The 26,479-nt window shown below is 67.9% G+C and carries 24 protein-coding genes; 14 read left to right on the plus strand and 10 right to left on the minus strand.

What is annotated here, in order from left to right; all coding sequences use genetic code 11:
• Nucleotides 1–118 precede the first annotated feature (118 nt).
• On the plus strand, nucleotides 119–898 hold the full coding sequence (locus SD37_RS30370; protein WP_044855530.1) for a GAF and ANTAR domain-containing protein: 780 nt from the start codon (nucleotides 119–121) through the stop codon (nucleotides 896–898).
• Between the two features lie 55 nt (nucleotides 899–953).
• Here the strand turns inward: SD37_RS30370 and katG are convergent, their stop codons facing one another.
• The gene (gene katG / locus SD37_RS30375; protein ID WP_174567867.1) at nucleotides 954–3,188 is read right to left on the minus strand and encodes a catalase/peroxidase HPI; all 2,235 of its coding nucleotides are present in this window, start codon (nucleotides 3,186–3,188) and stop codon (nucleotides 954–956) included.
• Nucleotides 3,189–3,211: 23 nt separating this feature from the next.
• Nucleotides 3,212–3,637, minus strand: a complete 426-nt coding sequence (locus tag SD37_RS30380; protein WP_044855532.1) for a Fur family transcriptional regulator — start codon at nucleotides 3,635–3,637, stop codon at nucleotides 3,212–3,214.
• Between the two features lie 204 nt (nucleotides 3,638–3,841).
• Here SD37_RS30380 and SD37_RS30385 point away from each other — a divergent pair, with 204 nt between their 5' ends.
• The 6 genes from SD37_RS30385 to SD37_RS30410 all read left to right on the plus strand — a co-directional run bounded on the left by SD37_RS30385 (nucleotide 3,842) and on the right by SD37_RS30410 (nucleotide 12,001).
• On the plus strand, nucleotides 3,842–4,783 hold the full coding sequence (locus tag SD37_RS30385; protein ID WP_044855533.1) for a glycoside hydrolase family 43 protein: 942 nt from the start codon (nucleotides 3,842–3,844) through the stop codon (nucleotides 4,781–4,783).
• Between the two features lie 530 nt (nucleotides 4,784–5,313).
• Complete coding sequence (locus SD37_RS30390; RefSeq protein WP_083255122.1) at nucleotides 5,314–6,018, plus strand: response regulator; 705 nt, start codon at nucleotides 5,314–5,316, stop codon at nucleotides 6,016–6,018.
• A gap of 100 nt (nucleotides 6,019–6,118) precedes the next feature.
• Nucleotides 6,119–6,616 (plus strand): lamin tail domain-containing protein, encoded by a 498-nt coding sequence (locus tag SD37_RS30395; RefSeq protein ID WP_044855534.1) that lies wholly within the window; start codon nucleotides 6,119–6,121, stop codon nucleotides 6,614–6,616.
• 56 nt (nucleotides 6,617–6,672) lie between these two features.
• Entirely contained in the window at nucleotides 6,673–7,035 is a 363-nt protein-coding gene (locus SD37_RS30400; protein WP_236725147.1) for a helix-turn-helix domain-containing protein, read from the plus strand.
• Between the two features lie 79 nt (nucleotides 7,036–7,114).
• Nucleotides 7,115–7,744 carry a lamin tail domain-containing protein gene (locus SD37_RS30405; RefSeq protein ID WP_236725148.1) on the plus strand — a complete coding sequence of 210 codons (630 nt, stop codon included), beginning with the start codon at nucleotides 7,115–7,117 and terminating at the stop codon, nucleotides 7,742–7,744.
• A gap of 285 nt (nucleotides 7,745–8,029) precedes the next feature.
• Nucleotides 8,030–12,001, plus strand: a complete 3,972-nt coding sequence (locus SD37_RS30410; protein ID WP_236725149.1) for a S8 family serine peptidase — start codon at nucleotides 8,030–8,032, stop codon at nucleotides 11,999–12,001.
• Here SD37_RS30410 and SD37_RS30415 read toward each other — a convergent pair.
• Complete coding sequence (locus SD37_RS30415) at nucleotides 11,964–12,998, minus strand: helix-turn-helix domain-containing protein (RefSeq protein ID WP_044855537.1); 1,035 nt, start codon at nucleotides 12,996–12,998, stop codon at nucleotides 11,964–11,966. The two genes, SD37_RS30410 and SD37_RS30415, sit on opposite strands and share 38 nt — an antisense overlap.
• Before the next feature lie 240 nt (nucleotides 12,999–13,238).
• A complete protein-coding gene (locus SD37_RS30420; protein ID WP_236725150.1) occupies nucleotides 13,239–13,595 on the minus strand; it encodes an STAS domain-containing protein in 357 nt (118 codons plus the stop codon).
• Between the two features lie 432 nt (nucleotides 13,596–14,027).
• Between SD37_RS30420 and SD37_RS30425 the strand changes: the two genes are divergently transcribed.
• Both SD37_RS30425 and SD37_RS30430 read left to right on the plus strand, forming a co-directional pair.
• Nucleotides 14,028–14,318 carry a hypothetical protein gene (locus tag SD37_RS30425; protein ID WP_044855538.1) on the plus strand — a complete coding sequence of 97 codons (291 nt, stop codon included), beginning with the start codon at nucleotides 14,028–14,030 and terminating at the stop codon, nucleotides 14,316–14,318.
• Between the two features lie 87 nt (nucleotides 14,319–14,405).
• On the plus strand, nucleotides 14,406–14,852 hold the full coding sequence (locus tag SD37_RS30430; RefSeq protein WP_236725151.1) for an HPF/RaiA family ribosome-associated protein: 447 nt from the start codon (nucleotides 14,406–14,408) through the stop codon (nucleotides 14,850–14,852).
• Here the strand turns inward: SD37_RS30430 and SD37_RS30435 are convergent.
• Nucleotides 14,780–15,076, minus strand: coding sequence for a DUF1330 domain-containing protein (locus SD37_RS30435; protein WP_044855539.1), 297 nt, complete (start codon nucleotides 15,074–15,076; stop codon nucleotides 14,780–14,782). The two genes, SD37_RS30430 and SD37_RS30435, sit on opposite strands and share 73 nt — an antisense overlap.
• 30 nt (nucleotides 15,077–15,106) lie before the next feature.
• A complete protein-coding gene (locus SD37_RS30440; protein ID WP_044855540.1) occupies nucleotides 15,107–15,496 on the minus strand; it encodes a RidA family protein in 390 nt (129 codons plus the stop codon).
• 72 nt (nucleotides 15,497–15,568) lie between these two features.
• Between SD37_RS30440 and SD37_RS30445 the strand changes: the two genes are divergently transcribed.
• Entirely contained in the window at nucleotides 15,569–16,477 is a 909-nt protein-coding gene (locus tag SD37_RS30445) for a LysR family transcriptional regulator (protein WP_044855541.1), read from the plus strand.
• 23 nt (nucleotides 16,478–16,500) lie between these two features.
• On the opposite strand, the gene SD37_RS30450 is transcribed toward SD37_RS30445, so the two are convergent.
• A complete protein-coding gene (locus SD37_RS30450) occupies nucleotides 16,501–17,031 on the minus strand; it encodes a DUF5994 family protein (RefSeq protein WP_044855542.1) in 531 nt (176 codons plus the stop codon).
• A 334-nt stretch (nucleotides 17,032–17,365) separates the two neighbouring features.
• Between SD37_RS30450 and SD37_RS30455 the strand changes: the two genes are divergently transcribed.
• The 4 genes from SD37_RS30455 to SD37_RS42205 all read left to right on the plus strand — a co-directional run bounded on the left by SD37_RS30455 (nucleotide 17,366) and on the right by SD37_RS42205 (nucleotide 21,290).
• Nucleotides 17,366–18,499: an AI-2E family transporter gene (locus tag SD37_RS30455; RefSeq protein WP_044855543.1), complete on the plus strand. Its 1,134-nt coding sequence runs from the start codon at nucleotides 17,366–17,368 to the stop codon at nucleotides 18,497–18,499.
• A 139-nt stretch (nucleotides 18,500–18,638) separates the two neighbouring features.
• Nucleotides 18,639–19,340 (plus strand): hypothetical protein, encoded by a 702-nt coding sequence (locus SD37_RS30460; RefSeq protein ID WP_044855544.1) that lies wholly within the window; start codon nucleotides 18,639–18,641, stop codon nucleotides 19,338–19,340.
• 40 nt (nucleotides 19,341–19,380) lie between these two features.
• On the plus strand, nucleotides 19,381–20,148 hold the full coding sequence (locus tag SD37_RS30465; protein ID WP_044855545.1) for a GAF and ANTAR domain-containing protein: 768 nt from the start codon (nucleotides 19,381–19,383) through the stop codon (nucleotides 20,146–20,148).
• Nucleotides 20,149–20,597: 449 nt separating this feature from the next.
• On the plus strand, nucleotides 20,598–21,290 hold the full coding sequence (locus SD37_RS42205) for a DUF2637 domain-containing protein (protein ID WP_083255123.1): 693 nt from the start codon (nucleotides 20,598–20,600) through the stop codon (nucleotides 21,288–21,290).
• A gap of 75 nt (nucleotides 21,291–21,365) precedes the next feature.
• On the opposite strand, the gene SD37_RS30475 is transcribed toward SD37_RS42205, so the two are convergent.
• The 3 genes from SD37_RS30475 to SD37_RS30485 all read right to left on the minus strand — a co-directional run bounded on the left by SD37_RS30475 (nucleotide 21,366) and on the right by SD37_RS30485 (nucleotide 26,275).
• Nucleotides 21,366–23,246, minus strand: coding sequence for an ATP-dependent helicase (locus tag SD37_RS30475; protein ID WP_044855547.1), 1,881 nt, complete (start codon nucleotides 23,244–23,246; stop codon nucleotides 21,366–21,368).
• Nucleotides 23,243–25,096: an ATP-dependent nuclease gene (locus tag SD37_RS30480; RefSeq protein ID WP_052675129.1), complete on the minus strand. Its 1,854-nt coding sequence runs from the start codon at nucleotides 25,094–25,096 to the stop codon at nucleotides 23,243–23,245. The genes SD37_RS30475 and SD37_RS30480 overlap by 4 nt, the downstream gene beginning before the upstream one ends.
• A gap of 996 nt (nucleotides 25,097–26,092) precedes the next feature.
• Nucleotides 26,093–26,275, minus strand: coding sequence for a hypothetical protein (locus SD37_RS30485; protein WP_044855548.1), 183 nt, complete (start codon nucleotides 26,273–26,275; stop codon nucleotides 26,093–26,095).
• Nucleotides 26,276–26,479 lie beyond the last annotated feature (204 nt).

The following is a 26,479-nucleotide window of genomic DNA, read 5'->3' on the forward strand; positions in this document are numbered from 1 at the left end:
CGATCCAGCCCGTTCGTCCATAGTGGACCCCGGACGGACAGGACCAAACCATCGGGTTGGCGGATGGCCGAATCGGGTATCCGGGGAGGAACACGGAAACTCAGTGGATTGGTCCCCGATGACAGACGAACGACTGTGGCAGCGTGACAAGGCCGAGTTCAGCTCGGGCTTGATCGCCTCCGGCCCGTTGTCCGAGCAGTTCGTCGAACTCACCCGCCTCCTGCTGGCCGCTTCGACGCCGGCCCAGGTCCTCGAGCAGATCGTCGCCGCCGCGTACCGGGTGGTGCCGGGCGCGGATCTGGTGTCGGTCACCCTCCGGGCCCCGGACGGGACCTTCCACACCCCTGTCGATACCGGCAAGGTGGCCGTCGAACTCGACGCGGTGCAGTACCGCGCCGGGACGGGGCCCTGCGTCGATGCCGCCGCCGGCGGGAGCCCCGGCCACGTCAGCAGCGACGATCTCGCGGCCGAGCCGAGGTGGCCGGACTTCTCCCAGGCCGCGGTGCGGCACGGCTTCACCGCGATCCTGTCGACCGTGCTCGTGCCCGACGCGGACCCACCGCGGCTTCCCGGGGCGCTGAACATCTACAGCCGCGGTCCGGACGTGCTCGGACCCGTCGCCAGGGACGTCGCGCTGCTGCTGGCCACCCACGGTTCCCTCGCACTGGCCGGTACCACCGCGGTGAGCCGGGCGGAGCTGGAAGCGAGTCATCTGCGGCGGGCCGTCGAATCCCGCGACGTCATCGGGCAGGCCAAGGGGATCCTCATGCACCGGCGCGGCCTGACCGCCGACGAGGCCTTCGACCTGCTGCGCCGCACTTCCCAGGACCTCAACGTCAAACTCGCCGAACTCGCGCGCACCCTCGCCGACCGGCACACGGAACTCGACGCCCCCTGAAAACCGCGAACGGGCCCGGCCGAAGGATCGGCCGGGCCCGTCGTCACAGACCTGTTCAGTCGAGGTCGAACCGGTCGAGTTCCATGACCTTGGTCCACGCCGCGGCGAAGTCGGCGGCGAACCGCTCGCGGGCGCTCTGCCCCGCGTAGACCTCGGAAAGCGCGCGCAGCTGCGAGTTGGAGCCGAAGACGAGGTCGACCGCGGTGGCCGTCCACTTCACGTCGTCCGTGGCGACGTCGCGGATCTCGTACACGTTCTCCTCGGACTCCGACACCTTCCACCGGGTCCCCGGCGAGAGGAGGTTGGTGAAGAAGTCGTTGGTGAGCACGCCCGGCCGATCGGTGAGGACGCCGTGCTTGCTGCCGCCGAAGTTGACCCCGAGGGAGCGCAGGCCGCCGACGAGGACGGTCATCTCGGGCGCGGTCAGGTCGAGCATGTAGGCACGCTCGACGAGCAGGACCTCCGGCTGGAGCTTCTCGCCGGACCGCAGGTAGTTGCGGAACCCGTCGGCGCGCGGTTCGAGGAGCGCGAACGAGTCGACGTCGGTTTCCTCCTGCGAGGCGTCGGTGCGGCCCGGGCGGAACGGCACGGTCACCTCGGTGCCGGCGTCGCGCGCCGCCTTCTCGACGGCGGCTGAGCCTGCCAGCACGATCAGGTCCGCCAGGGAGATCTTGGCCCCACCGGCGGCGTTGAACTCGCGCTGGATGCCCTCCAGGGTCTCCAGGACGTTCGCGAGCTGCTTGGGCTCGTTGACCTCCCACTCGCGCTGGGGCGCGAGCCGGATCCGCGCCCCGTTGGCGCCACCGCGTTTATCGGTGGACCGGAAGCTCGCCGCGGATGCCCAGGCGGTGGCGATCAGCTGGGCGGTCGTCAGACCGGATTCGAGCACCTTCGTCTTGAGCGCGGCGATGTCGGCGTCACCGACGAGTTCGTGGTCGACGTCCGGCACCGGGTCCTGCCACAGCTGTGGTTCGGGGACCCACGGTCCCAGGAACCGGCTGACCGGGCCCATGTCGCGGTGCAGCAGCTTGTACCAGGCCTTCGCGAACGCCAGCGCGAACTCGTCCGGGTTCTCCAGGAAGCGGCGCGAGATCTTCTCGTACGCCGGGTCGACGCGCAGCGCCAGGTCCGTCGTGAGCATGGTCGGCTTGTGCTTCTTGGCCGGGTCGTGGGCGTCCGGGATGATCGCCTCGGCGTCCTTGGCGACGTACTGCTTGGCGCCGCCGGGGCTCGTGGTGAGCTCCCATTCATAGCCGAAGAGGATCTCGAAGAAGCGGTTGCTCCACTGCGTCGGCTTGTCGGTCCACGTCACCTCGAGACCGCTGGTGATCGTGTCGGCGCCCTTGCCGCTGCCGTAGGTGCTCAGCCAGCCGAGGCCCTGCGTCTCGATCGGAGCGGCTTCGGGCTCCGGGCCCACGTGGTCGTCCGCGACCCCGGCGCCATGGGTCTTGCCGAAGGTGTGGCCACCGGCGATGAGCGCGACGGTCTCCTCGTCGTTCATCGCCATCCGGGCGAAGGTCTCCCGGATGAAATGGGCCGCCGCGGCCGGGTCCGCGTTGCCGCGGGGCCCCTCGGGGTTGACGTAGATGAGCCCCATCTCGGTCGCGCCGACGTCGGGGACCACCTCCGTGTCGCTCGCGTAGCGCTCGTCACCCAGCCAGGTGTCTTCCGGACCCCAGAAGATCTCCTCGGGCTCCCAGGTGTCCTCGCGGCCGAACCCGAAGCCGAACGTCTTGAAGCCCATCGACTCCAGCGCGACGTTGCCCGCGAGCACGAGCAGATCGGCCCACGAGATCTGCTGGCCGTACTTCTCCTTGACCGGCCACAGCAGCCGTCGTGCCTTGTCGAGGTTGGCGTTGTCGGGCCAGCTGTTGAGCGGGGCGAACCGCTGGGCGCCGTCACCGGCCCCGCCGCGGCCGTCGTGGATCCGGTAGGTGCCCGCGGCGTGCCAGCTCATCCGGATCATCAGGCCGCCGTAGTGGCCGAAGTCGGCGGGCCACCAGTCCTGCGAGGTGGTGAGCACCTCGGTGATGTCCCGTTTGAGGGCCTCGACGTCGAGCTTGGCGAATTCCTTGGCGTAGCTGAAGTCCTCGCCGAGCGGATTGGACTTCGACGAGTGGGCGTGCAGCACCGAGAGGTCGAGCTGGTTGGGCCACCAGTCCTTGTTGGTGCGCGGCCGACCACCCGACTTCGGCGTCGGGGAGTCGATCGCCGGGTTCTCGCTCTCGCTTCCCTGTGCGGTCACGGAGTCGTGGGCCACCGGGCAGCCCTGGGCCGGGGTCTCGCTCATGTACTTCCTTCCGGGCAGGCGAATCATCGCTGGACGGGTTCGGCCGCGCAGCCGGGGCAGGTACCCCAGTAGACGACCTCCGCCTCGTCGACCACGAAACCGTGATCGCCCGAGGCGGTAAGACAAGGGGCGTGGCCGACGGCACAGTCGACGTCCGCGATCGCACCGCACGAACGGCAGACGACATGGTGGTGGTTGTCCCCCACCCGGGTCTCATAGCGGGCAAGCGCGCCGGCGGGCTGGATACGGCGGACCAGACCCGTTTCGGTGAGCGCCTTCAGCACGTCGTACACCGCCTGGTGCGAGACCGTGGGAAGTTCGGCCCGCACCAGCGCGATCACCGTTTCGGTGTCGACGTGCGGATGGTCGCGCAGCGCGGCGAGCACGGCCAGCCTCGGCCGGGTCACGCGCAACGAGACGGCCCGCAGCTGTGCCTCGAAGTCGGACATCACCCGCGACGATAAAAGCCAGTCTGGAACGAGTCAAATCAGGGCGGCGAATTCCCCCGGCCGGGTCGGCGGTCGTTCGGGGGCGACTACCCGCCGGCGCGCGGATGAATCCCCCGGGACCGGGTGAAGAGCCAAGTGCACGCTTCCTGGTGAGGGCGACCGGGTGAGGCTGCCGACGGCTCCGTCGTGCCGAGAAAATCGGTTATGAAGATCAAGAGCCGCCTCCTGACCCTCGCCGTGGTCATCGCCATGACCCTCGCGACGGCTCCCCCGGCCTCCGCCATCGGCACCCCTCACCTGCTCCTCGCCCAGGACTTCCCTGATCCCGACATAGTCAAGACCGACTCCGGCTACGCCGCCTTCTCCACGAGCACCGGCCCGGTGAAAGTGCCTTACGCGAGCGCTCCGGCACCGGAAGGCCCTTGGCGGGTGGCGGGCGACGCTCTCGCCGCGGTACCGAAGTGGGCCAAGCCGGATGGCGGGTTCTGGGCACCCGATGTCACCCGGCTCGCCGATGGCACCTTTCTCCTCTACTTCTCGGCGGCGGTGGCCCCCGGCGGCGAGATGTGCATCGGCGTCGCGGCGGCGGCGAAGGTCGAGGGGCCGTACACACCGACCGGGGAAGCCCCGCTGATCTGCGTCCCCGGCGACGGCGGCGACATCGATCCACAGTCCTTTGTGGACACGGACGGCACCCGGTTCCTGCTCTACAAGAGCGACGGCGCGACCGTCGGTCCCCCGGCGGCGATCTGGTCGCAGAAGCTGCTCGCCGACGGACGGACACCGGCAGGCCCGCGTACCGAACTCCTCCGAGCGGACCTCACCTCCGAAAAGGGGGTCGTCGAGGCGCCGTCGGTGGTCAAGGCACCGAGCCGGTACCTGCTGTTCTACTCCGCCGACACGTTCCAAAGCTCCGGCTATCACACCGGATACGCCTCGGCACCCACGCTGAGCGGACCCTTCGTGAAAGCGGACGCCCAATTCCTGTCGACCGATCTGCTCGGCGGCAAGGTCGACGCACCGGGCGGCGCCGACGTCGTGGACGGGCACATCTACTTCCACGGCTGGCTCGGTGGCGGTCGCACGGCTCGCGGGCTGTACCGGCTGCCCATCGGTTTTCCGGGCGATCTCCCGCAGCTCGGCTGACCGATCCGGCCACTGTGGACGGATCCGCGCCGTCGTTTACCCGGACGGACGAAAGCGGGTCCGGTAACGCGACTTCCCACGACGATATCGCGAAATCCGGGGCACCTCGGGTTTTTTCGACGAAAGAACCAAGCCCTTACGCTGAAGACCGACCCGTCGGATCATCCCTACCGCCAAGCGACCTTGACAACACAACAGAGTACGGCTTTCCACGGGTCGGGTGCGGTGCGTTCGGAATTTGTGTCCCCGTTCCGCCGTCCGGCCCAAATCCAGCCACCGCACGGGCGGCTTTTCGCCTTTGTCACCCGATTGCTGGTCCTCACCGGCGAGGAGAAGCGGGAAGATCCAAGCCGGACCGCGACGAAAGAGGATTCGACCGAAAAATGATTACCGACGTCGCCGCGGCGATCGGTTCGACGGATCGCCCGAGCGGGCAGACCTGTCCTCGGCGAACGCGGGCACCGCCCGGCCCGGACCGTACGCACGGCCCGGAGCCACACCGGGCGCCCGTCAATACCCCAAGGGGAACCATGAACCGCGTCACCACGCTCGTAGTAGACGATCAGCCCCTCATCAGATACGCGCTCAGCAGGCTGTTGCGGGATTCGGCGGGGGTGGGAGCGGTGGCCGAAGCCGCGAGCGAGCCGGAAGCGTTGTGGCAATGCGAAAAGAGCCATCCCGACATGGTCATCACCGAGCTGTCGATCTGGGGTGAGCCCGCCGGGACCACGATCTGCCGGTTCATCAAGGAACACTTCGAGCGCGCCGCCGTCCTGGTCTTCGCCGGTGACGCCTCCCCTTCGGCCATCGCCATGGCGCTGAACGCGGGCGCGGACAGCTTCGTGCACAAGTCGGCCAGCGGCGGCCAGGTGATGTCGGCGGTGCGCTCCACCCTCGCCGGGCAGCGGGTGTGCCTGCAGGCCGGTGGGATCCCACCGGCGGTCACCGAAGCCGTGCCGCACGCGAGCCTGATGACCAGGCGGGAGGAGGAGATCCTCGCGCTGATCCTCTACCGGTGGTCGAACGACGAGATCGCCGAAGAACTGCACCTCGCGACGCAGACGGTGAAGAACTACGTCAGCCGGATCCTGCAGAAGCTGGGCTTCGGCAGCAGGCGCGACCTGTTCCGGGCACTGCGATTCCGGCCCGGCGGCGGCCCGCTCCCCCGGCTGGAGAACACCTTCCACGAAGGCGAGGCCTACGCCGCGGACAGGCTGGCCGGGTACCGGGGCTAGGTCGGATGGGTGAGCGACGTACCGGGAGTACCGAGACCGGATCAGGTTCGGTACCCGCCGTATCCTGTGGCACCGAGATCGTTTTTCTAGCGTTGCTGTCATGAGGAAGCCAAGTTCCCTGTTCTTGATCCTCGCGCTCGCCGGCACCCCCGCCCCGGACACCGTCCGGGCCTCGTCGGCCAAGATCCATGAGGTGCTCGGCGGTCCGGCCGGTTACATCGACCTGCACAACACCGGCCGCGTCCCACTCGACATCGGCGGTTGGTCGGTGCAGGCGTGCACGGGCGGAGCGGCACCGGTCGAACTGGCCACCCTGCCCGCCGGGAGCGAGATCCCCGCGGGTGACCACTTCCTCATCACCGGACAGGGTTTCGGCGGGACCGCGCAGATGGTCGTCGAGTCGATCGCCGGGGACGGCGAGCTGCTGCTGGACCTGCGCGGAGCGAGGGTCGACAGCGTCGGATGGGCACCGTCGTCGCCCTGCCGCGAGGACCAGGCCGCCGTCGCCTGTCCCGGTTTCGCCCAGGCGAGGGACGCCGTCAGCCGTGACACCGACAACAACAAGACCGACTTCGAATGCGTACGGCCGCTCGGCTGACCGTCGTCCGCCAGTCCGGTTTCACACCTGTATGCGCGTATCAGAAAGGTGCGGTCGTGACCGCGAACAGCAAGTGCGGGGACGCGACCCCGCTAGGCGAACTACTCGCCGGACAACGAATCGAGAAAGGCCTGTCACAAGGTGATCTGGTCGCGAAGTTGCATACCCTCTCCGGCAACGACAGCATCACCCGAGAAGACATTTCCCGCTGGGAGCGAGGAAAACGTATCCCCGGCCCGTACTGGCGGCAGTGGCTCAGCGGCGTACTCGACACCTCCGGTCAGGAACTCGAGCTGGCCGCCGCCGTCGCGAGAAGGCAGCGGCGGAAGACGCACCCGGGCGGCGGTGGACGATTACCGGCCGAGGAGAAAGTACCGAAAAACTGGCCCCTTTCCGGCGGCACCCCGATTCTCGGATGATTATGTGGTCGCCATCGGGAGACAAAAGCTCCTGGTCCGACGAGAGAAATCCCCGACAATCAAGTTGAAAGGAATTCCCGTGCGACGAATTCTGGGCGCCTCCGCGGTATTCGCGATGCTGGCACTGGGCATGGCGGGCGGTGTCGCGAACGCGGCAGGCGAGAGCGAAGGAACCGAGGCCGCCCCGCTCGCCTCGTCCACCGTGGTCGTCAACGAGGTTTCGACCCGCGGTCTGAACGGCAATCTCGACGAGTTCATCGAGCTGCGCAACGTCTCGAACCAGCCCCAGGACGTGAGCGGCTACACGATCCGCATCTACTCGCCGTCGAACGTCGTGACCGACACGATCGTCCTGCCGGCCGGCACGATCCTGCAGCCCAAGGGCAACGCCGGCCAGTACGCGGTGCTGGTCGGGCAGAACTTCTCCGGCACCATCGCCGACCAGACGTACGTCATTCCGTTCACGCTGGCCAGCGTCGAGGGCATCCCGACCCTCGGTGGCGTCGCGTTGCAGAACATGTCCGGCGCGAAGATCGACGGTGTCGCCTTCAGCAACGCCGTGGTGACCCCGCGTGAAGGCAACGCCGCGATTCCGGAGAACGCCCTCACCGATCAGCTCAACGCGGCGAACACCCGCAACATCCTGAGCACCGACACCGACAACAACCGGCAGGACTTCTCGCTCCAGCTGCGCACCCCGGGTCTGTAGTCCGACCCGTCACGACCGGGCCCGGGCCGCCGTCGGCGGTCCGGGCCCTTCCATGGCGGGATCTCGCCAACGGCGACATACCGCCAACAAGAATTATATTCTTCTGGGAACTCCTGCCTCATCCTCTGAAAAACATCTTCGCGGCGGCCGTCACCACGGCCGCTTCGCACTACCAGAGGAGAGTGAGGCTCGATGTTCCTCCGTTCCCCTCATCCGACGAGACCCGCACGGCGCCCATTGGCCATTCTGGCGGCCTCCGCACTGATCGCCTTTTCCTTCCTCCCGGTGACCGCGACCGCCGCGACCGCCGCCGTCTCCGGACCCGCTCCCGCTCCCGCCGCCGGACGGCCGGACGTCCATCGCGTCACGTTGCTCACCGGTGACGTGGTGACCTACGAACGAGACGGCGCCGGGCACGACAGCGCGCAGGTCGAGCCGGCGGTGCGACCGGACAGGCCGAGTCCGGCGTTCCAGATCACCACCACGGCCGAAGGGCTGATGGTGTATCCGTCGGACGCGCTTCCGTTCGTCGGCAAGGGATTGCTGAGCCCGGAGTTGTTCAACGTCACCGCGCTCGTGGGCGACCGGCGTGACGACGCGGCGAGTGCCACGATTCCCGTCATAGTGCGCTACGGCGACCGGGCGGGGCTGTCCGCGCGGTCTCTGGACGCGAAGGCGAAGACGCTTCCCCAGACCCAGCGGCTCACGCCGCTCGTCACGGCCAACGGAGTGGGAGTGCAGGTCAAGAAGGCGGGGACCGCCGAGTTCTGGCGTTCGCTCGTCGCGTTCGACCCGGGCGGGAAACCCGTTCTGAACCAAGGGATCTCCCAGGTCCGGCTGGACCGGAAGGTCCGGGTGGCGCTGGACAGGAGCACCGCGCAGGTCGGGGCGCCGTCGGCGTGGAACGGCGGGTGGACCGGGAAGGGGACCACGGTCGCGGTGGTGGACAGCGGGATCGACGCGAACCATCCCGATCTGGCGGGCAAGGTGACCGCCTCGGCCGATTTCACCGGAGAAGGCGACATCGTGGACCGCCACGGGCACGGCACCCACTGCGCGTCGATCATCGCGGGCACCGGCGCGGCCTCGGCCGGCCGGTACAAGGGCATGGCACCGGACGCGAACCTGATGGTGGCCAAGGTTTTCGACGCCTCCGGTGAGGCCGACACCGCCCAGGTCATGGCCGGGATCGACTGGACCGTCGCGCAGGGCGCGAAGATAGTGAACCTCAGCCTCGGTGCCGGGGTCAGCGACGGAGCCGACCCGTTGAGCGAACAGATCGACACGCTGTCGGCGAAGTCCGGCACCTTGTTCGTGGTGGCGGCCGGGAATTCCGGGCCGGGCGACCGGACCGTCACGACGCCGGGCGCGGCGACGTCCGCGCTCACGGTCGGAGCGGTAGACAGGGACGACAAGATCGCCTGGTTCAGCAGCCGCGGCCCGCGGCTGCGGGACGCCTCGGTCAAACCGGAGATCACCGCGCCGGGCGTCGGGATCGTGGCGGCCCGGGCCGCGGACACGGCGATGGGCGAACCGGTGGACGACGACTACACCGCGGCATCGGGCACTTCGATGGCGACCCCGCATGTCGCGGGCGCCGCGGCGATCCTGCTGCAGCAGCAACCGGGGCTTTCCGGGCAGGCACTGAAGAACACGCTCGTCACCACGGCCAAGGACGTCGGCCTTCGCTGGTACGAGCAGGGAGCCGGACTCCTCGACGTCGCACGGGCCGTCTCGCAGAAGGCGACCGGTACCGCCGTCGCGAGCTTCGGGCGCAACGAGCGGACGACCAACGCCGCGGCACAGGTCGTCCGGCCGCTGTCCTACAGCAACGCCGGGGACCGGCCGCTGACCCTGAACCTGAAGCTGACCGTGCGGCCATGGGACGGCGTCGCCGACCCGGGCACCGGGATGCGCCTGGCGAAGACGACCCTGTCGATCCCGCCGAAGTCGAGCACCACCGTCGACCTCGCCGTGAATCCGAGCGAGGGGACGGCGGGCGTCTACGGCGGTGCCGTGGTGGCCACGACCGCGGACGGGACCAACGCCGTGCGGACACCGGTGAGCACCTACAACGCGGCCGAACTGTTCCCGGTGACGGTCCGGGTACGGGATTCGGCGGGTGGGCCCGCGCAGACGGCGTCGGCTCAGCTGATCGACGACGCGGGCGGTGCGGGTAACCGCAACGACCCGTTCCTCGACCAGGTCAGCCAGCAGATCGGTCTGGTCGACGGGGTCGGCCGGGTGCTCGTGCCCGCCGGACGCTATTCGGCACTCGGCTGGGCGCTCGAACGCGGGCTCACCGTGCGCCGCTATTCGGCGATGAGCACGGCGCAGGTCGCCGTCACGGCCCCGGCCGAGATCACGCTGAACGCGGCGAGCGCCGTCCCGGCGGGGCTGATCACCCCGACCCCCACCGACCTGCGGGACCGCACGGTGATGCTGCGGCGCGTGATCCCCGCCGGAGCGGGCGTGAACGGCTACGTCGGCGAAGCCGGGCTGGTCTCGGGTGCGGGCTGGGAAGTCCGCGTCACCCCCGCGGCGGCCACCTCGGCAGGTGCGATTTCGTTGCAGGACAGCGCCACGCTGGCCCAGACCGCGGTCGAGATGCGGACCGTCGGCGGCGGCTCCACCGTGCTGAATCCCGCGTACGACGTGCCGACGTTGACGGCGAAGGCGCCCGGTGAACAAACGCTGCCGGTCGTGTTCGGCGGTGCGGGTGGCGCGAGTGATCTCGCCGGGCTCGACGTAACCGGAAAGGCCGTCCTGGTAAGGATTCCGGTCCAAGCCGGGTCGCCGAACCCGGTGGGCGACGTCTCCACCGGCATCGCGAACGCCGCGCGCGCGGTGTCCGCGGCGGGCGGGGCGGCGTTGATCCCGTATGCCGGCGCACCGGGTTCGCTGAGCATCCCGGGCCTGAGCAGTGCGGTCGTGCCGACCCTGTCCCTCGGCTGGGACGAAGGGGAGAAACTGCGGACCGCCGGTGCCGTTTCGGTGCGCCTGCTGGTGCGCGCGACTCCGGACGTGATGTACAACCTCAGCTACCTCGACGCCAACGGTGTGCCGAAGGAACTCGTCCGGCGGGTCGACCAGAAGTCGCTGGTAGCCACGAAAACCGGCTATCAGGCCGAAAAACCGGGGCTGACCGGGCAGAAGAACTGGTACGCCTTCCCGACCGGCCTGTGGAAGACGCAGGCTGTCCAGGGCACGAAGATCCCGGTGCCGGGCAAGTGGACCGAGTACACCGGCCCGGCCGACGACCGGCTGGTCTGGAAACGCGTGGTCACCCTTTCCGGCAACGACGCCGCGGGCCGTCGTGCCACGCTGGCCATGAACGCGCAGAACGTCTACCGCGCGGGCGAGCGGTCGAGGCCGGACGAGTACTGGTTCCGCGCGTCGCTGCACAGCGGGTCGGTCGAACTGCCGTCCGACCATCCGGCCCGCTACCCGGCGACGGCGGGCGGCTGGACGGTGCTGTGCTCGATGTGCCGCGGCGGCAAGGATCCCGACCTGTTCGTTCCCCCACTGCAGTGGATGGACGGCACAGGCGGGGCCGGTTCGGGCGGGCACTACACGAATCCGTATGAGAACGCGCGGTACTTCGCGGTGAGCACGGCGCGGCTGTACCGGGACGGCACCGAGATCCCCCGGTCCAATGCGGACGATCCGCTCGCGCTGGCCCCGGAGTTCCGGCTCGCCCCGGCTCCCGCCACCTACCGGCTGGACGTGACCGACGTGATGCCCGGCCAGGCACAGGTCGGCGCCCCGAGCGGGGTGCTGTTCCAGCACGCACCGAGGACCGATACGTCGTGGACCTTCACCTCGGCACGGTCCGGCGCCGCGGCACCTCTCGGGTTCTCCTGCCACAACGCGGGCACCGCGTGTTCCTTCCAGCCGCTCATCCAGCTGGACCACCGGTTGCCGCTGGATCTCGGCGGTCGCGCACCGGCCGGGCGCCCGTTCACCTTCGACGTGTTCGCCGGGTCGCACAGCGGCGCGCGGGACGGCGGGCCGGTGACGCAGCTGCGGGTCTCGGCGTCGGCGGACGGCGGACGCACCTGGACGGCGGCGACCGTCCGGCCGAACGGGACCGGGCTGTGGTCGGTGACGGTGGCCCATCCGCAGCTCACGGCGAGCGACGGGTTCGTCTGGCTGCGGACGGACGCACGGGACAGCTCCGGCAACACCGTGACGCAAACGGTCCAGCGGGCCTACGCGCTCACAGACGTGGCGAAGGTGAACCCGCGTCTTCGCTGACGTCCTCCTCACTCGCGGGTTGGGTCGCCGGCAAGGTGACCCAACCCCGGGTGGCGACCTGGAGCCCGGCCTGGAACCGGGTCGTCGCGCCGAGGGCGGTCATGAGGTCGCGGAGGCGCCGCTGGAACGTCCGGTAGCTCATGCCGAGCTGCTTGGCGATGCTGCGGTCGGGTAACCCGGTGGTGAGCAAGGCGAGCAGGCGGGCGTCGTCGGAAGGGGCGACGTCCGCCAGTTCGGCCGAACCGGGCAGGCGCAGCGGAAGTCCGCTCTGCCAAAGGAAAGAGAAGACCGCGCTGAGCGCGTCGAGCAGCGCGCACGGGTGGATCACCAGTGCCGTGCCGACCTCGGGGAGATCGGATCGCAGCGGCACCAGCCCGATCCGCCGGTCGACCACGATCATCTTCAGCGGGGCGGTGGTGACCACGCGGGCCTCCTCGCCGAGGGCGAGGCCCGCCTCGAGATCGGATGCCAGGTCGTGCAGTTCCAGCGCACTGCGCTCGTAAACCCCGCGAAACCGCACGCCCCGGCCGAGGAGGTCACGTTCGGCGGGGTGCAGCACACTCGGCGTTTGCGCGTAAGGCGGTTTGTCGACGAAGGCGACCTCCTGCTCGGCCGAGCGCAGCAGCTGATCGGCCCGGTCGGCGATGAGCGAATCCCCGTGGATCACCTCGATGAGATCGACCGGACGTTCACCGGACGTCGCCCGGTACCGCTCGCGTAACCTGTCGGCGACCAGCCGCGCGCTCGCGAGTTCCTGCTCCTTCTGCCGGAGCATCGCCTCCAGCGCGACCTCCGGCCGCACCGCCGAATACGCCTCCGCCTGCCCGGGAAGCTTGGTGAGCAACCCTTTTTCGGTCAGTACGCGCAGAACCGGGAGCAGCCGCTGTCCGGACAACCCGGTCCGCCGCCGGATTTCGGCGACGGTCATCGCACCGGCGCCGGCGAACGCGTCGTAGACCTCGACGTCGATTTCCCTCAGACCGATGATCTCCAGCAACTTCTCTCCCGCCGCAGCCGCGGTCGCCGTCGCGCCCGACCATACCGCTGGACTCCGGCGGGCAAAAGGGACCACGTCGCGCCGAGATCATCCACTGTGGACAGAACCACCTCGGCCGGCGACGGAGTGACAAGGAGCGCGGATGTCCCTTGCGCCTCGCCGGGAACGATCAACGTCTCAAGCGTGGCGCTCGCGACCCTCCCAAAGCCCGCACCCGCTTCTCATGTCGCCACGTTTGCCTTACCCGCCCGTGGCGGCTTCGTCCCCCGTGCTCGAGGGCGCGGCGATGGCCGCCGGGAGTGAGGCGTGGATGACCAGCTCTTCGTGCAGACGGGTGACCTGCAGCGGCCGCCAGACGGCACGTGTGGTGGCGACGAGGCGCAGGTCGGTGTCCTGCCCCGCCCGTCGGCGCGCGGCAAGCAGCACCTCCAGCCCCGCGGAATTGAGGAACCGGACGAGGGTCAGATCCACGACCAGCCGCCGCGGTCCGGCGTCCAGGGCCGATTCGATCGCTCGGTGCAGCTCAGGTGCGGTGGACAGGTCCACGTCGCCGTCGACGACGAGCACCACCGTCCGGCCGAGACGCTCGACAGCCACCGTCAAAGGTGGGGACGGGCCCACTGGGGACCCCATGACCGGATCGACCACACCGGGCTCTGATCCGTCCGGATTGCCGCTCTCCGCCGTGCGAGCCGCGTCGAGCGGTTCGGGCGACGGCCGCGAACGGTGCCGACGACGAGAGTCGAGCGTTATGGGTTTCACGATCGGACCTCCGGACATTCCGACCGCCTGGGGATCCCTCCGTGCGGAAGAACAGGCGCACGGCCAAGAAACAGAGATGGCCAGGTCGGCGATCGATCGTCGCGAGGCGGTGTCTGGGCACTCCGGCGCTGTCGTCTCGCATTCTACCCCGAAGACGGGGTGGAAATCGTATTTCCGGGCCTGCTTCTTGTTTCGAGCTGCCGGCGCCGCGACGGCGTACAGTCGGCGGTATCCCACCATCAGAGTGGTAGAGAGCGAGAACCCTCGATGTTCACCATCACCGAATCCGCCGCCGAAGCCATCAACCAGCTCACCGCCGCTCAGGATGTCCAGGTGCGGGGCGGCCTGCGTATGACGCTGAGCGGCCTCCCCGAAGACGGTGCCGCGCTCTCTGTCGAGATCACCTCGCATCCGGCACCCGGCGACGACGTCGTCGACGCCGCGGGGACCCAGGTGTTCCTCGCACGCGAGACCCGCGTCCGCCTTGCCGACAAGATCCTCGATGCCCGCAAGGACGTCAACGGGCACTTCACCTTCCTCGTGGCAAACCCTCAATGAACCTCGCGGAGTCCCGTGAGGACTGTCCATATGCGACTGCCGCCCAGGAAGGGCCACATCATGAACACAGCTCGGACCGGTGCGAGTGTGATCGTCGAACGGTTACGTCTCAGTACAGGCTTCGCCGCCTCTGAACGCGACTGGGTCGCCGAGCGGCTGGCCGCACTCGGTTCCAGGCTGCGTTCCTTCCAAGACGGTCAGGTCGAACTGGAAATCGGTCTCAAGGATCGGCACGGCACCGGCCAGCAGGTCACGCTCGAGTGCCGGCTCCATCGCCTTCCTCACCTGCACCTGGTGGCCACCTCTTCGGCACAGGACCTGTCGGTCGCACTCAACGAGGTTCGCAACGACATGATCCGGCAGGTGGACCATGCGAAGACTCGCGCCGAACCGCGGAACAACCGCGCACTACGGAACGCCCCGATCCTGCCGGAACTCGACTGGGCCGCAGGCGAGGATGGTCAGTCGATGCCTTCGACAATGCGGAAGTCGCGCTCGAAGCCGTCGGGGAGGGCCGCCAGCGCCTTCTGGTAGGCCTCGCTCTCGTATGCCCCGACGGCCTGTTCGAAGCTGTCGAACTCGACCAGAACGACGCGTTGCGTGATTCCGGCTTCGTGGGCGACGACTCGGCAGCCGCCGCGGGACAGGACCCGCCCGCCCCCAGCCTGGACGGCCGGACGGGCCAGCTTGTTGTAGGCGGTCAGCCCCTCAGGGTCGGAAATGGCGGGATAGACACTGACCCAATAGCCCTTGGCCACGGAAACCTCCTGGTCGGATGAGGCTGATGGTCACGCGGGGTTCCGCCGGGCGTACACCTCGATCTCAATCTTCATCCGAGGATCGGCGAGGCCGCACATGAGCATGGTGGCGGCCGGTCGAACCTCGCCGAACGCGCGACGCAGCGCCGGCCAGCAGGGTTCGAAGTCGGCGCGGTCGGGCAGCAGATAACGCACCCGAACCACGTCGGCGAAGGTGCACTTCGCTTCGGTCAGGGCGGCCTCGATGTTGCGCAGGCTTTGCTCGGCCTGCTCCACCACGTCGTCGGAGATCGTCATGGTGGTGTAGTCGAATCCGGTCGTCCCGGACACATGAACCCAGTCGCCGTCGATCACCGCGCGGGCATAGCCGATCTGTTCCTCGAACGTCGAGCCGCTGAGGACGGAATGTCGCTGTGTCATGCGCCGAACAGTAAGTGAGCAGCACCTATACGTCTAATACGCCTTCGGGCGCTGAGTGATATCTTCAGGCATATGGGCCGCCCGGAACTTCCTCTGCCGCAGCTGCATGCCTTCGTCGTACTCGCCGAGGAACTCCACTTCGGTCGCGCCGCCACCCGGCTCGGCATCGCCCAGCCTCCGCTGAGCCAGCAGATCCGCCGCCTGGAGGACAAGGTCGGCCACCCGCTGTTCAGCCGCGAACCCGGACGCGTCAGCCTCACCCCGGCGGGGCGGGAACTCCTGCCCGCCGCCCAGCAGGCCCTCACCCGCCTCGCAGAGGGGCTGACCGCGGCCCGCGAAGCCGGCAGCGGCAGGGCCGGCCGCCTGCGGATCGGCTTCGCCGCTTCCCTCGCGCTCACCGTCCTCCCCAGCCTGCTGCGCACCTTCCGGGAACGATTTCCCGCTGTGGAACTGGACATCCAGGAGATGACCACCACTCCGCAGCTGGCCGCCCTGCGCGAACGGACGATCGACATCGGCCTGGTGCGGGAGCCACCCGCCGATGACGCGGAACTCGATTTCGGGACCGTGCTGACCGAACCGTTCGTGGCCGTCTTGTCCACCTCGCATCCGCTCGCGGCACAACGAGTCGTCCGGGTAGTGCAGTTGGCGGACTGTCCCTTCGTGCTCCTGCCTCGTGCCGTCGGTCCGCCGCTGTACGACCAGATCGCCGATCTCTGCGTCACCGCGGGGTTCACCCCCCAGGTGGCTCAGCACGCCGTGGAATGGCAGACCGTCTGCGCCTTGGTGGAAACCGGCCTGGGCGTGTCCCTGGCGCCGGAGAGCATCCGCCGGATCCGCCTCAAAGGCGTTGCCTTCCGCAGGATCGATCCCGATACCGTGCGCACACGAGTCGCTGTCGCTTGGCGCAAGAACGACTCAAACCCCCTGGTGCCAGGCATCTTGGCGGCTCTTAATCAAGCTCCGCCGGTCAAGCTCTAGGAACGGTCGGTCGCCTCACCACGTCACTCCCGCGCGGAAGCCTTGCCACCGCATCCGCCTTCGGATTCCCAGCGGGACACGTCGCTTTCGCGGGACGTCGACACCGCCTGGCCGCTCAGCGCGCCCGACTCGTCGAGGAGTAGCTCCGGGCTGGTCACGTTGTTCTGCCCGGAGGCCGCCGCCAACGCCCGCTCGGCGGCGGCGGGGTCCGCGTGCGGTGGCACGACCAGGAGCGTGACCCGGCGCATGCTCCCACCGGTCGCGTGCACGAGATGGACGTTCTGCGAGCTGATTCCCTCCAACCGGATCAAGCGGCCTTGGTAAATCAGTTCGCTGACCGTGACCGTCCAGCCCGCCGGGGAGAACGCCACGCGCCAAACCGGGCCGGTCCAGGCGGCGAGCGCGGTGGCGAGTTCGGGCACTTCCGCCACCAGATCACGCGACCGCGGCCACCAGGCGCCGTCGACGAAGCCGCTCTCCGAGTTGGCCGGTTTGAGCCTGAGCCGTTCGGCGACCGTCGGGACAAGGGATTCAACGGGCGAATTCAGCGGCATATGATGCTCCGGTCCCCGGCCATGAAGGCCGGCGTGGCGATCAAGCGAAGGCGATATCGGCTCGAACCCCGACGCGCGGAATATTCTCGATCATCTTCGACTGTACACCCGCGCTCCACGGAAATCGGGTTTCACTTCTCGGGTATTCCCGGTTTCCTGTCGTATTCCACGACCATAAAGGGTTCAGCCGAGGAACCGTGACAGAACAGCGATTCCCCGCTCGTGAAACCGAACGTCACGCGGCTTCGGTCTGGCGGCCCGGCCGCGTCCAGGGCACGCTTGGCTTACCACGCTTTTTGCCGGACAGGTTGTGACCCCTGACAGGTGGACGCTCATGACGGCCGATCAGCCCGTGCCGAACGACATCGGTACTCCCGACAAGGTCCTGTCCATGGTGCCCTACGGCCTCCGCGTGGCAGCCGCCGCCAGCTGGCGCCTGCTGGTCGTCGCGGGCGCCCTCGCGGTCGTGGGGTTCCTGGCCGTCAGACTGGCGCCGGTGCTGGTCCCAGTCGCCATAGCCCTGCTACTGGCCGGACTGTTCGCGCCCGCCGTTTCCTGGCTGGAACGCAAGAAGGTCCCGCGCGGGCTCGCCACCGCGATCGTGCTGGTCACCGGAATCGCACTGGCAGGCGCGGTGGTCACGTTCGTGGTCATCACCATCACCGTGGGCATGCCCGAACTGATCGATCAGATCACCGCGAGCGTGACGGACCTGCACGCCTGGCTCCGCACCGGCCCACTGCGGCTGAGCCAGGGGCAGCTCGACGCGATGCTCGCGAACCTGACCTCCATGCTCGACCGGAACAAATCGGCGATCGCCTCGGGCGCGCTCACCACGGCGGTGACCGTGGGAGAGCTGCTCGTCGAATTACTGCTCGTCGTTTTCTGCCTAATCTTCTTCCTCGCCCAGGGCACCAGGATCTGGGCGTTCGTGCTGCGCGCCGTTCCGGCCCGGATCCGCCACCGCGCCGACGTCGCCGGGCGCAGCGGATTCACCACCCTCACGCACTACATCCGCGGCACCGCGGCCGTCGCCTTCGTCGACGCCGCGGGCATCGGACTGGGGTTGCTCATCATCGGCGTCCCCCTGGCGGCACCGTTGAGCACACTCGTCTTCCTCGGCGCGTTCGTACCGGTCATCGGATCGGTGATCGCCGGCGCGGCCGCCGTCCTCGTCGCGTTGGTCGCCAAAGGCACCTTGGCAGCCGTGATCGTGCTCGCCGTGGTGATCGCCGTCATGCAGGTCGAAAGCCACGTCCTGCAACCCCTGCTGCTCGGCCGGGCCGTCCGGCTGCACCCGCTGGCCGTCGTCCTCGCCCTCGCGACCGGACTCGTCACCGCGGGCATCGTCGGCGCCCTGCTCGCTGTCCCTCTCGTCGCCGTCTTCAGCTCAGGAGTGCGAAGTCTGACCACCCGGCCTCCGGCGACGGCAGGCCCCTCGGCCGACGCGCCGCCTCAGAACGATTAGTCGCGGTGCCCGGACCTGCACGACGGTCCGGCTCACCCACATTGTCCAAGCCGGTCGCGCATGACGGGGGTAATGTCTACAGACTCGGGTCATCAGACGGTCAAGGCGTTTCCGGAAGTGATCACGAAAGGGGCCGCTGTTGACCGAGGATCAACGGCAACGGCTGCGGTCGTTGCTGGCGGCGAACGGCGACGGCGACTCCTCGGCCGTCGCCGAGATCTGCGCGCTGGCCGTGGCGGAACTGGCCGTCTCCGGGGTCTGGGTGACCCTGATCGCGCAGACAGGCACCCTGGCCACACAGCAGCGCCTGGTTCGTGCCACCGACGCGATCGCCACCCGTCTGGAGGGATTGCAGTTCACCGTGGGAGAAGGCCCCGGCCTGGAGGCGGTCGTCTCCGGCACCGCGATACTGGCGCCCGACCTGACGGCGACGGCATCACGGTGGCCCGCCTTCACTTCCGGCGCCCAGGCCGCCGGGGCGGCGGCGGTATTCGCGTTCCCCCTGTCGCTGGGCACCATCCGGCTGGGATCGTTGGATTGCTACCGCACCACTGCCGGGCAACTGAGTTCACGGCAGATAGCCGCCGCGCTGGTTCTGGCCGAAATGACCTTCGAAGCGGTCCTGTCCGAGACCGCGGGGCGCGCCCACAACGATCTAGGCTGGATCACCGACATTCACGCCGAGGTCCACCAAGCGTCTGGGATGGTGAAGTACGACCTCGGCATCACGATGGAGGCCGCGCTCTTGCGCATCCGGGGCTACGCGTATGCCAACGACATACCGGTCGCGGTGGTGGCCCAGCGGATCGTGAATCGCGAACTGTTCCTGGAAGAAGAATGACTTACAAGCGGCGCGGCAACGGTGAAGGAAGTGAGCGGTGATGAGCGACCGGCACGAACGACGGCTGGCGCGGGTGTTCGTGGAACTGGCGGACACGCTCGTCGATGAATTCGACATGTTGGAGTTCCTGAACAGTCTTGTCGAGCGCTGTGTGGAACTGCTGGACATCGCCGCGGCGGGTGTCGTGCTGTCCGACCAGAAGGGCAAGCTGACCATGGCGGCCGCCTCCTCCGAGCAGGCCCGCCTGCTCGAACTGTTCGCCGTGCAGTCCGATGACGGTCCGTGCCTGGACTGCGTGCGCACCGGCCTGCCGGTCTCGAGTGCGAACCTGGCCGACGAGGGCGCCAGGTGGCCACGGTTCGGGCCCGCTGCCCGCGCGGCCGGCTTCCAGGCGGCCTACGCGGTGCCCATGCGGTTACGCCACACCGTGATCGGGTCGCTGAACATGCTCGACACCCACAGCGACGGGGTTGACGACACCAGTGTGCTGCTCGGCCAGGCCCTTGCCGACGTCGCCACCATCGGCCTGCTGCAACAGCGGGCGGTCCACGACAGCTCGATCCTCTCCGAACAACTACAGACCGCGCTGAACAGCCGCGTCATCATCGAACAGGCCAAAGGGGTGCTCTCGGCACATGCGGGATTGAACATGCAGGACGCCTTCACCGCGCTGCGCGACCATGCCCGCTCGCACAACGTGCGTTTGTCGGATCTCACCAGAACCGTGGCGGACGGGACAGCCGACCTCAACGCCATCCGGGCCCGTGCACCCCGCCCGAAACCGCGACCGGGGCCCAAACGCCACTGAATTCCTGTCGCGATGGAGCTTCCGCTCCCGAACCGGCCGGCGCGGCAAGGTCGGCGAACCGCTGACCGTACGTCCATTCCGGAAGCCGATTTGGCCACTGTGGACGACAGCGCTGAGGCAGAGCCACGCCGAGCCGGCTGCGAAAGAACACCGTTCAAGCCGAGATGCCCAACTCGACGAAGAGGACGTCGAGACGTCGGCCACCCACTTTCTTCCAGATCATGTGACCGCGATAGCGAAATGAAAAGAGTGGATCACCGACGCCATGTCGGCTCCCGAAACAGCAAAAAGCGCCGATCGAAATCGATCGGCGCTTTTCGCGTGGTAGCTGTACGTACCCCCGACGAGGTACGAGCAGCTTCCACCCAGGCTGACATAGCCCCTGAGCTGCGACTTTCCGCCACCGTCGAGGTTCCTCGGCTCGGCCGCCGCCGTTCCGGAGGCGTCGCGTGAGCAACCTTTCCCTCCGCATCCAATGCGCCTGCACTGCCCTTGTCGCCCTCGGCGCCGCCTACGCCTCCTACATCCACGGACGCCAATTCGCCCTCCGCTTCGGCAGCGACACCATGACCGCCTCCATCTGGCCGCTCATCGTGGATGGCCTCCTCACCATGGCCACCGTCGAACTCTGGAAGCCGAGCCGCGACGGCTCGAGCCGCTGGGCAGCCTGGTCCGCGTTCATATTCGGCATCTCACTGTCCCTCTGCGCGAACATCGCCTCGGCTCCAGTAACGAGCGCCTTCGGCGTCGCCGTCGCCGCTTGTCCGCCCCTTGCCCTGCTGCTCGCCGTCGAACTCCTCAACCGTGCCCTCAAACGCCACCGCACCAGCACGTCCGAGCCATCGACCAACACCTCGCTCGATAAGGAGCCCGCTCCTTCACCCGCGACTCACTTTCCGGAGGCTCCAACCGAACCTGATCCCTCGACCGAACCAACCGCCGAGCAGCGGATGAGGAACTTCTACATATCTGAACGGAAGTGTGGACGAACACCATCTGGCGCAGACCTCGACCGTGTCGCGGGTACCCACAACTATGGCCGGCGCATCCTTCGGAAATGGCGAGCGGAAGACGCATCCTTCGTAGCGGACGCGGGCGACAAGATCGAATATGTCCAGCGTGAAGCTACCCACCTGACGTGAAGACAGGCTGACTGGAGTCTCGATCCTCGACCCACGATCAGCTCGCGTCCGTACTGCGGGACACGCCAGCCCAAATCACTCCAGGCTCCGGTAACCACCCCGGTCACCGTCTTCCTGTTTCTCCACGCGGTCGATGTGGGTCAGGACGTCCTCCGCGAACCTCGAGACGCCGTAGAAGTTCGGCGGCCTGTCACGTCGCGAAACCCAGTACGTGCCGGTGATCATGACGACCGCATCCTTCGCGCGGGTCAGCCCGACATAGAAGGAGCGGCGGTCCTGCGCGAGATCCGGTGGTGAAGGCTCGGCGAAGGTCCGCGACCACTTGTCCCAAGGACGCCGCGGCATGATGCCGTCCACGAGTCCCGGCATGATCACCACCGGCCACTCGCGTCCCTTCGCAGAATGGTAAGTGGTCAAGGTGATCTTGCCAGCCCGGAGCGTGCCGGTCGCAATGTCCCGCACGGTAAGACTGTGCCGTTCTGCGACTTCGTAGAACGCTTTGAGCACATACCGGTCCTTCGCAGCAGGGCTGCCTGCAGCGACGGCAGGAAGGTTGATTGCCGACGACAGCCCGACGAGCCACTCACCGAGCGGGCGATCGGCCGAGTCCGTGTCGTTGAGCGAGGTAGCGAGCAGTCGTTCGACCGACCGCCCGCGAAGCGGCTCGAGACCACTGCTCTCCCGTAGCCGTTTATACTCCTCGCAGAGTTCGCCCAGCGGCGACACCGCAGTAGTGTCCTCTACCCCGAGCGGCTGGTACCCGGCGACTGCTCGCGCCGCGCATGCGCGGAGGAAGTCGGCAAGCGGGCCTTGGGGTAGCCGCTCGTCGCGCTCATGGACATACTCGAAGCGGCTCTGTGCGAGGGCTGCCGTGAGGTCGTCGAGAAGCGGGCCTTTGCGCGGGTACAGGACCACGATGTGGTGTTCGGGAACACCTGCGGCGACCAGCTCCTCCAGCTTCCGGATCACCGCCGCCGCGTGCGATTCGAGCCCACCTGTCACGGCGATCGGCTCGATCGTCCCGGTATCGTCTCGCCGGGGGTCGGCTTCATAGCCGCGCTCGTCTCTGAGGGCTGCCTCGCTGGCGGCGACGATCGCCCGCCCACACCGGTAGTTCACTGTGAGAGGCAGATCGCGGAAGCCGGGCAGCTCGGTCAGTTCGTTCAGATACAGCGGATCCGCTCCGGTGAATCCCATCAGGGACTGGTCGGGATCGCCGAAGGCCGCCACACCGGCACCGGCCTCGTCGTGCAGGGTCAGGACGAGCTCGTGCAGAACGGGGCCGAGGTCCTGGTACTCGTCCACGACCAGCCACGGGTACCGATCGGCCACGAGCCGGGCAACAGTGGGCTCATCCCTGACGATGGCCAGCGTGCGGGCGACCATGGCGTCGAAGTCCCACAGGCCCTCGGCCAGCAGATGTTCATCGAAGCGCACAGCCGCCTCGACCATGGGGTTGGCCTCGCCGACTTCGACGTATCCGGCTGCGATCTCCCGCCGAAGCTTCGTGATCTTTGCCTTCTCGTACTCGACCTGGTTCCGCAGGCCGACTTCAGTGAAGGAACGCTGCAGCAAGGCGAGCCACTTGTCGTCGCCGTCGTCAATGACGGCCCCCTGCGTGGGAGCGGATATTCCCACCAGCGGCCCGTAAGGACGAAGCACGGCGGCCAGGCACCAGCCGTGGACCGTGCCGCAGGCGAGCCGTCGTCCCGGCCGGATACCGAGCCGGTCGAGCCGGACGCGGATCTCCCGTGCCGCCTGCCGCGTATAGGTGATGGCCGCGAGCCCCTGCCGCGGCGAGATCCGGGCCCCCAGGAGATCACCCACCTTGGCGACCAGGGTGCGTGTCTTGCCCGAACCCGGGCCTGCCCGGACGACAAGGCTCCCGGAATGTGCGACCACCTTGCGCTGAGCGTCGTTGAGCGACGCCAGCTCGGTGGCAAGTGCCCGGCTCATGCTCGGCGTCGGACGAGACCGTGTCCGACGACCTGCCGCCGGACACGGTCCAACGCGGCCAGCATGTAGCCGTAGCTGCCGAGGTCGAACAGCTCCTCGAGAGCGAGTGTTTCCCCGTCACCGGTGTTCACGGTGAGACCAGGCCAGTGCGCAGTCTCCTCCACTCGCGCCGCGAGGCGCTGCGCGTACCGCCCCTTACTGACGGCGTCGATCCGTCTCAGCACCTCGTCCCTGTCCCCGTCGGTCCCCCGCCCTTCGGCAAGGGAACTGACCGCGGTCTCGAACTGTGTGTGCAGCTTGTCCGAAGTGTCGAAGTCCTTGTGGGCGGCGATCATCTGCTCGGCCAACAACGGGGCGATGTCGAACTCCAAGGTGCGTTCCCCAACGAACACCCCATGCCGTGCGACGCTCTTTCGCTCGCTCAACACTTCCTGCTCCGAGCGGCTCTCCCCCACAAGGCGCTTAGCCCGCGCGAGCCCAGCGAAGACCTCCTTGCCGTCGTACACCGGATCTCCGTCAGTGATGATCACGTGCGGGATGTCGAGTGCCGTCGTGCCGAGCAGCATGCGGTAGGGCAGGAAGTCGGTGCCCGCCACGGAGGTCACAACGACCCCGTACGCGTCGAGATCGAATCCGAGCGCGCGGGCCAGGGCTGGCACGAGATAGACCTCCGCCTGGCCCTCGACGAGGATCGCCGCGGTGCAGAACAGGAGTTCCGCCCGGCTGACGTCGAGGTAGCGCTCGATGTCGGCTTGCTGCCGAGGAGTCAGCTCTGCCCCGGCCGCAGTGGCCGCCACCGTCGAACCGTCCGTATCGCGGCGCAGCAGCACCAACGACGGCAAACCGGTCACCGCGGCGATGTGCGGGCTATGCGTAGTCACCACCAGTGCGGTCTCACTGCTCAGTAGGTACCGGAACAACTGGCGCTGCAGGACCGGATGCAGATGAGCTTCGGGTTCCTCCACAGCCAAGACCGTGTCCACGACGACGTCGGTCGCCCGCCGAACCGCCAGCCGCTCCAGAAGAAGGCCGAGGAAGATCACGTTGGCGTTACCTGTCGAGGTCTCGCCGACGCTTCGCGAACGAGCGGAGTCCACGAACAGACGAATCGACCGCAACAGGCGCTCAGGGTCACTGGACGCGAACCCGAGCGTCGGCTCGACGTCCAGTCTCGGTCCGGCCATCGTCCTCAGGCGATCAGCAAGACTGCCGGCCACTTCCGTGATGTTTTCGTCGGCGGAAAGCAGGTCCATCGCCTCGGTGACCTTGGCGGCTGCGGACTTCAGTGCGTCGGGCTCGGGCGCCCGCGCCTCTAGCAAGTCCATCAGCGGGGACCCGCGCCACCGCGAGAGGACTTCGGCCGCGTCCCGTAGTGCAGGCACCACCGCGACTGAGACGTCACGTCGGATCCTCCGCACATCGCGATCGCCGCTAGGACCGCCCACGATGGTGAACGCGTAGTCGTCGCGGGTCAGCGGCCTTGTGGTCTGATCGACGTCGACGGCAGGCTGGAACAGGTAGGTGACCCTGGCGGTGAGCGGGTCGAGCGTCACGAAGCAGTCGTCGAACGTGCTCGTCGCCACGGGATCGGTAATCCCGGTGAACTCGACGTCGATACGGACCGTGACCCCCTCCGCCAGCCCGGTTTCGGCCTGGTCGCAGACGTCTCCCGCCCGCAGCATCCTGGCCGAATCCGGCAGGTCCGGGTCGAGCACGAGCCGGAGCGCGTGGAGCAGATTCGACTTCCCGATGCCGTTCTCTCCGACCAACACCGCGCTGCGTGGGAACGGATCCAGTTCGAGCAGGCGAAAATTGCGGAAGTTCTCGATCCGCACCCGGCTGATGTGCACGTCGTCCCCTCGCTCGATCGGCTAGAGCGTGACATTAGTCGTCCAGCCACCAGGCGCGGTTACGCCCCTGACATAGCACGATCGGGTGATTCGCTCGGGGCTTCCCCTCGGCACCGGTGAAGTTCCATTCGCAGTCGGCGTCCCACTTGTCAACGCCTGGTTCCTGCTAGCGCGGCGTGGGCTGACCGTCGACGGCGCCAGCGCCGCGATGGGCGACACCCGATCAACGCACCCCTCGTTAAGCCCACCGTCGCGGCGATTCCGTCAGGTAATGAACGAGTCGGGACTGCCGACCACTTCCGCCACTGGAGGAAGTTAACGGCCTGCGAAGGCCCTGTCACCCCCCAGCGCTGTTATGGGCCGGACCACACGCAAATCGTTGGGCCGACAAGTTGGCAACGGCTTCGTGCCGCAATCAGCTGGAGGAGCGGACACCTTCGCGGGAATTGTCATTCCTCTTCGGAATCTCATTGTCACTGTGCGCGAACGTCGCCTCGGCACCCGTGACCAGCGCCTTCGGGGTCGCCGTCGCGGCTTGCCCACCCCTTGCCCTGCTGCTGGCCGTCGAACTCCTCAACCGTGCCCTCAAACGCCACCGCACCAGCACGTCCGAAACGGCCACCACTACCTCCCTCAAGCAGGAGCCTGCTACTCCGCTCCCAGCTCACCTTCCGGAGGCTTCACCCGAACCGGCTTCGGTACCTGAACCGACCGCCGAACAACGGATGTGGAACTACTACCTAGCCGAACAGCAGCGTGGGCGGACACCGTCCGGTGCCGATCTCGATCGCGTAGCCGGAACCCACAACTACGGCCGTCGCATCCTCCGAAAATGGCGCAAAGAAGGTGTACTCGCCCAGCCGACCCCAGCCGGCCCGGGACTCCGAACGCCGGCACCACAGGACCCGATTTCGCACGCAGACACCGCAGAACGAGAACTCGCCGAATCAGCGCCCTGAGGTTCGCTCCGACCTCATGATCAGTATGAGGAATGATTCAGCCGACGATGTCGGTGCGAGTCTCCACGGCGATGTCGTGCTCTGCGGCGAGATCGACCAGGTCGGCCAGACGAGCGGCATGCAACTCTGCTTCGTCCGGGCGACCGGCCTGCCGCGCGGCCGCTTCGGCGTTCGCCGCGTCGGCGATCCGGTTCCGCAACACCGTCGCGAATACGTCCATCCCCCGAATCTACGGGGCCTGCCGCACCGAATACAGCCAACGTGGGCAAGGTCGCGTCCTCACCGGCCCGCTCAGTCATCCGCCTTCGACACGCTGGGGTGATCTTGCGGCCGGGCGTCGTGTCGGCCGCCTCGTCATGGCGCCTGTGTGCGCCACGATCGTCTGCCGCACCTGGACACGATGAGCGACGACGAAGAGGGGCCA

Source organism: Amycolatopsis orientalis, from assembly GCF_000943515.2.
Classification (GTDB): Bacteria; Actinomycetota; Actinomycetes; order Mycobacteriales; family Pseudonocardiaceae; genus Amycolatopsis; species Amycolatopsis orientalis.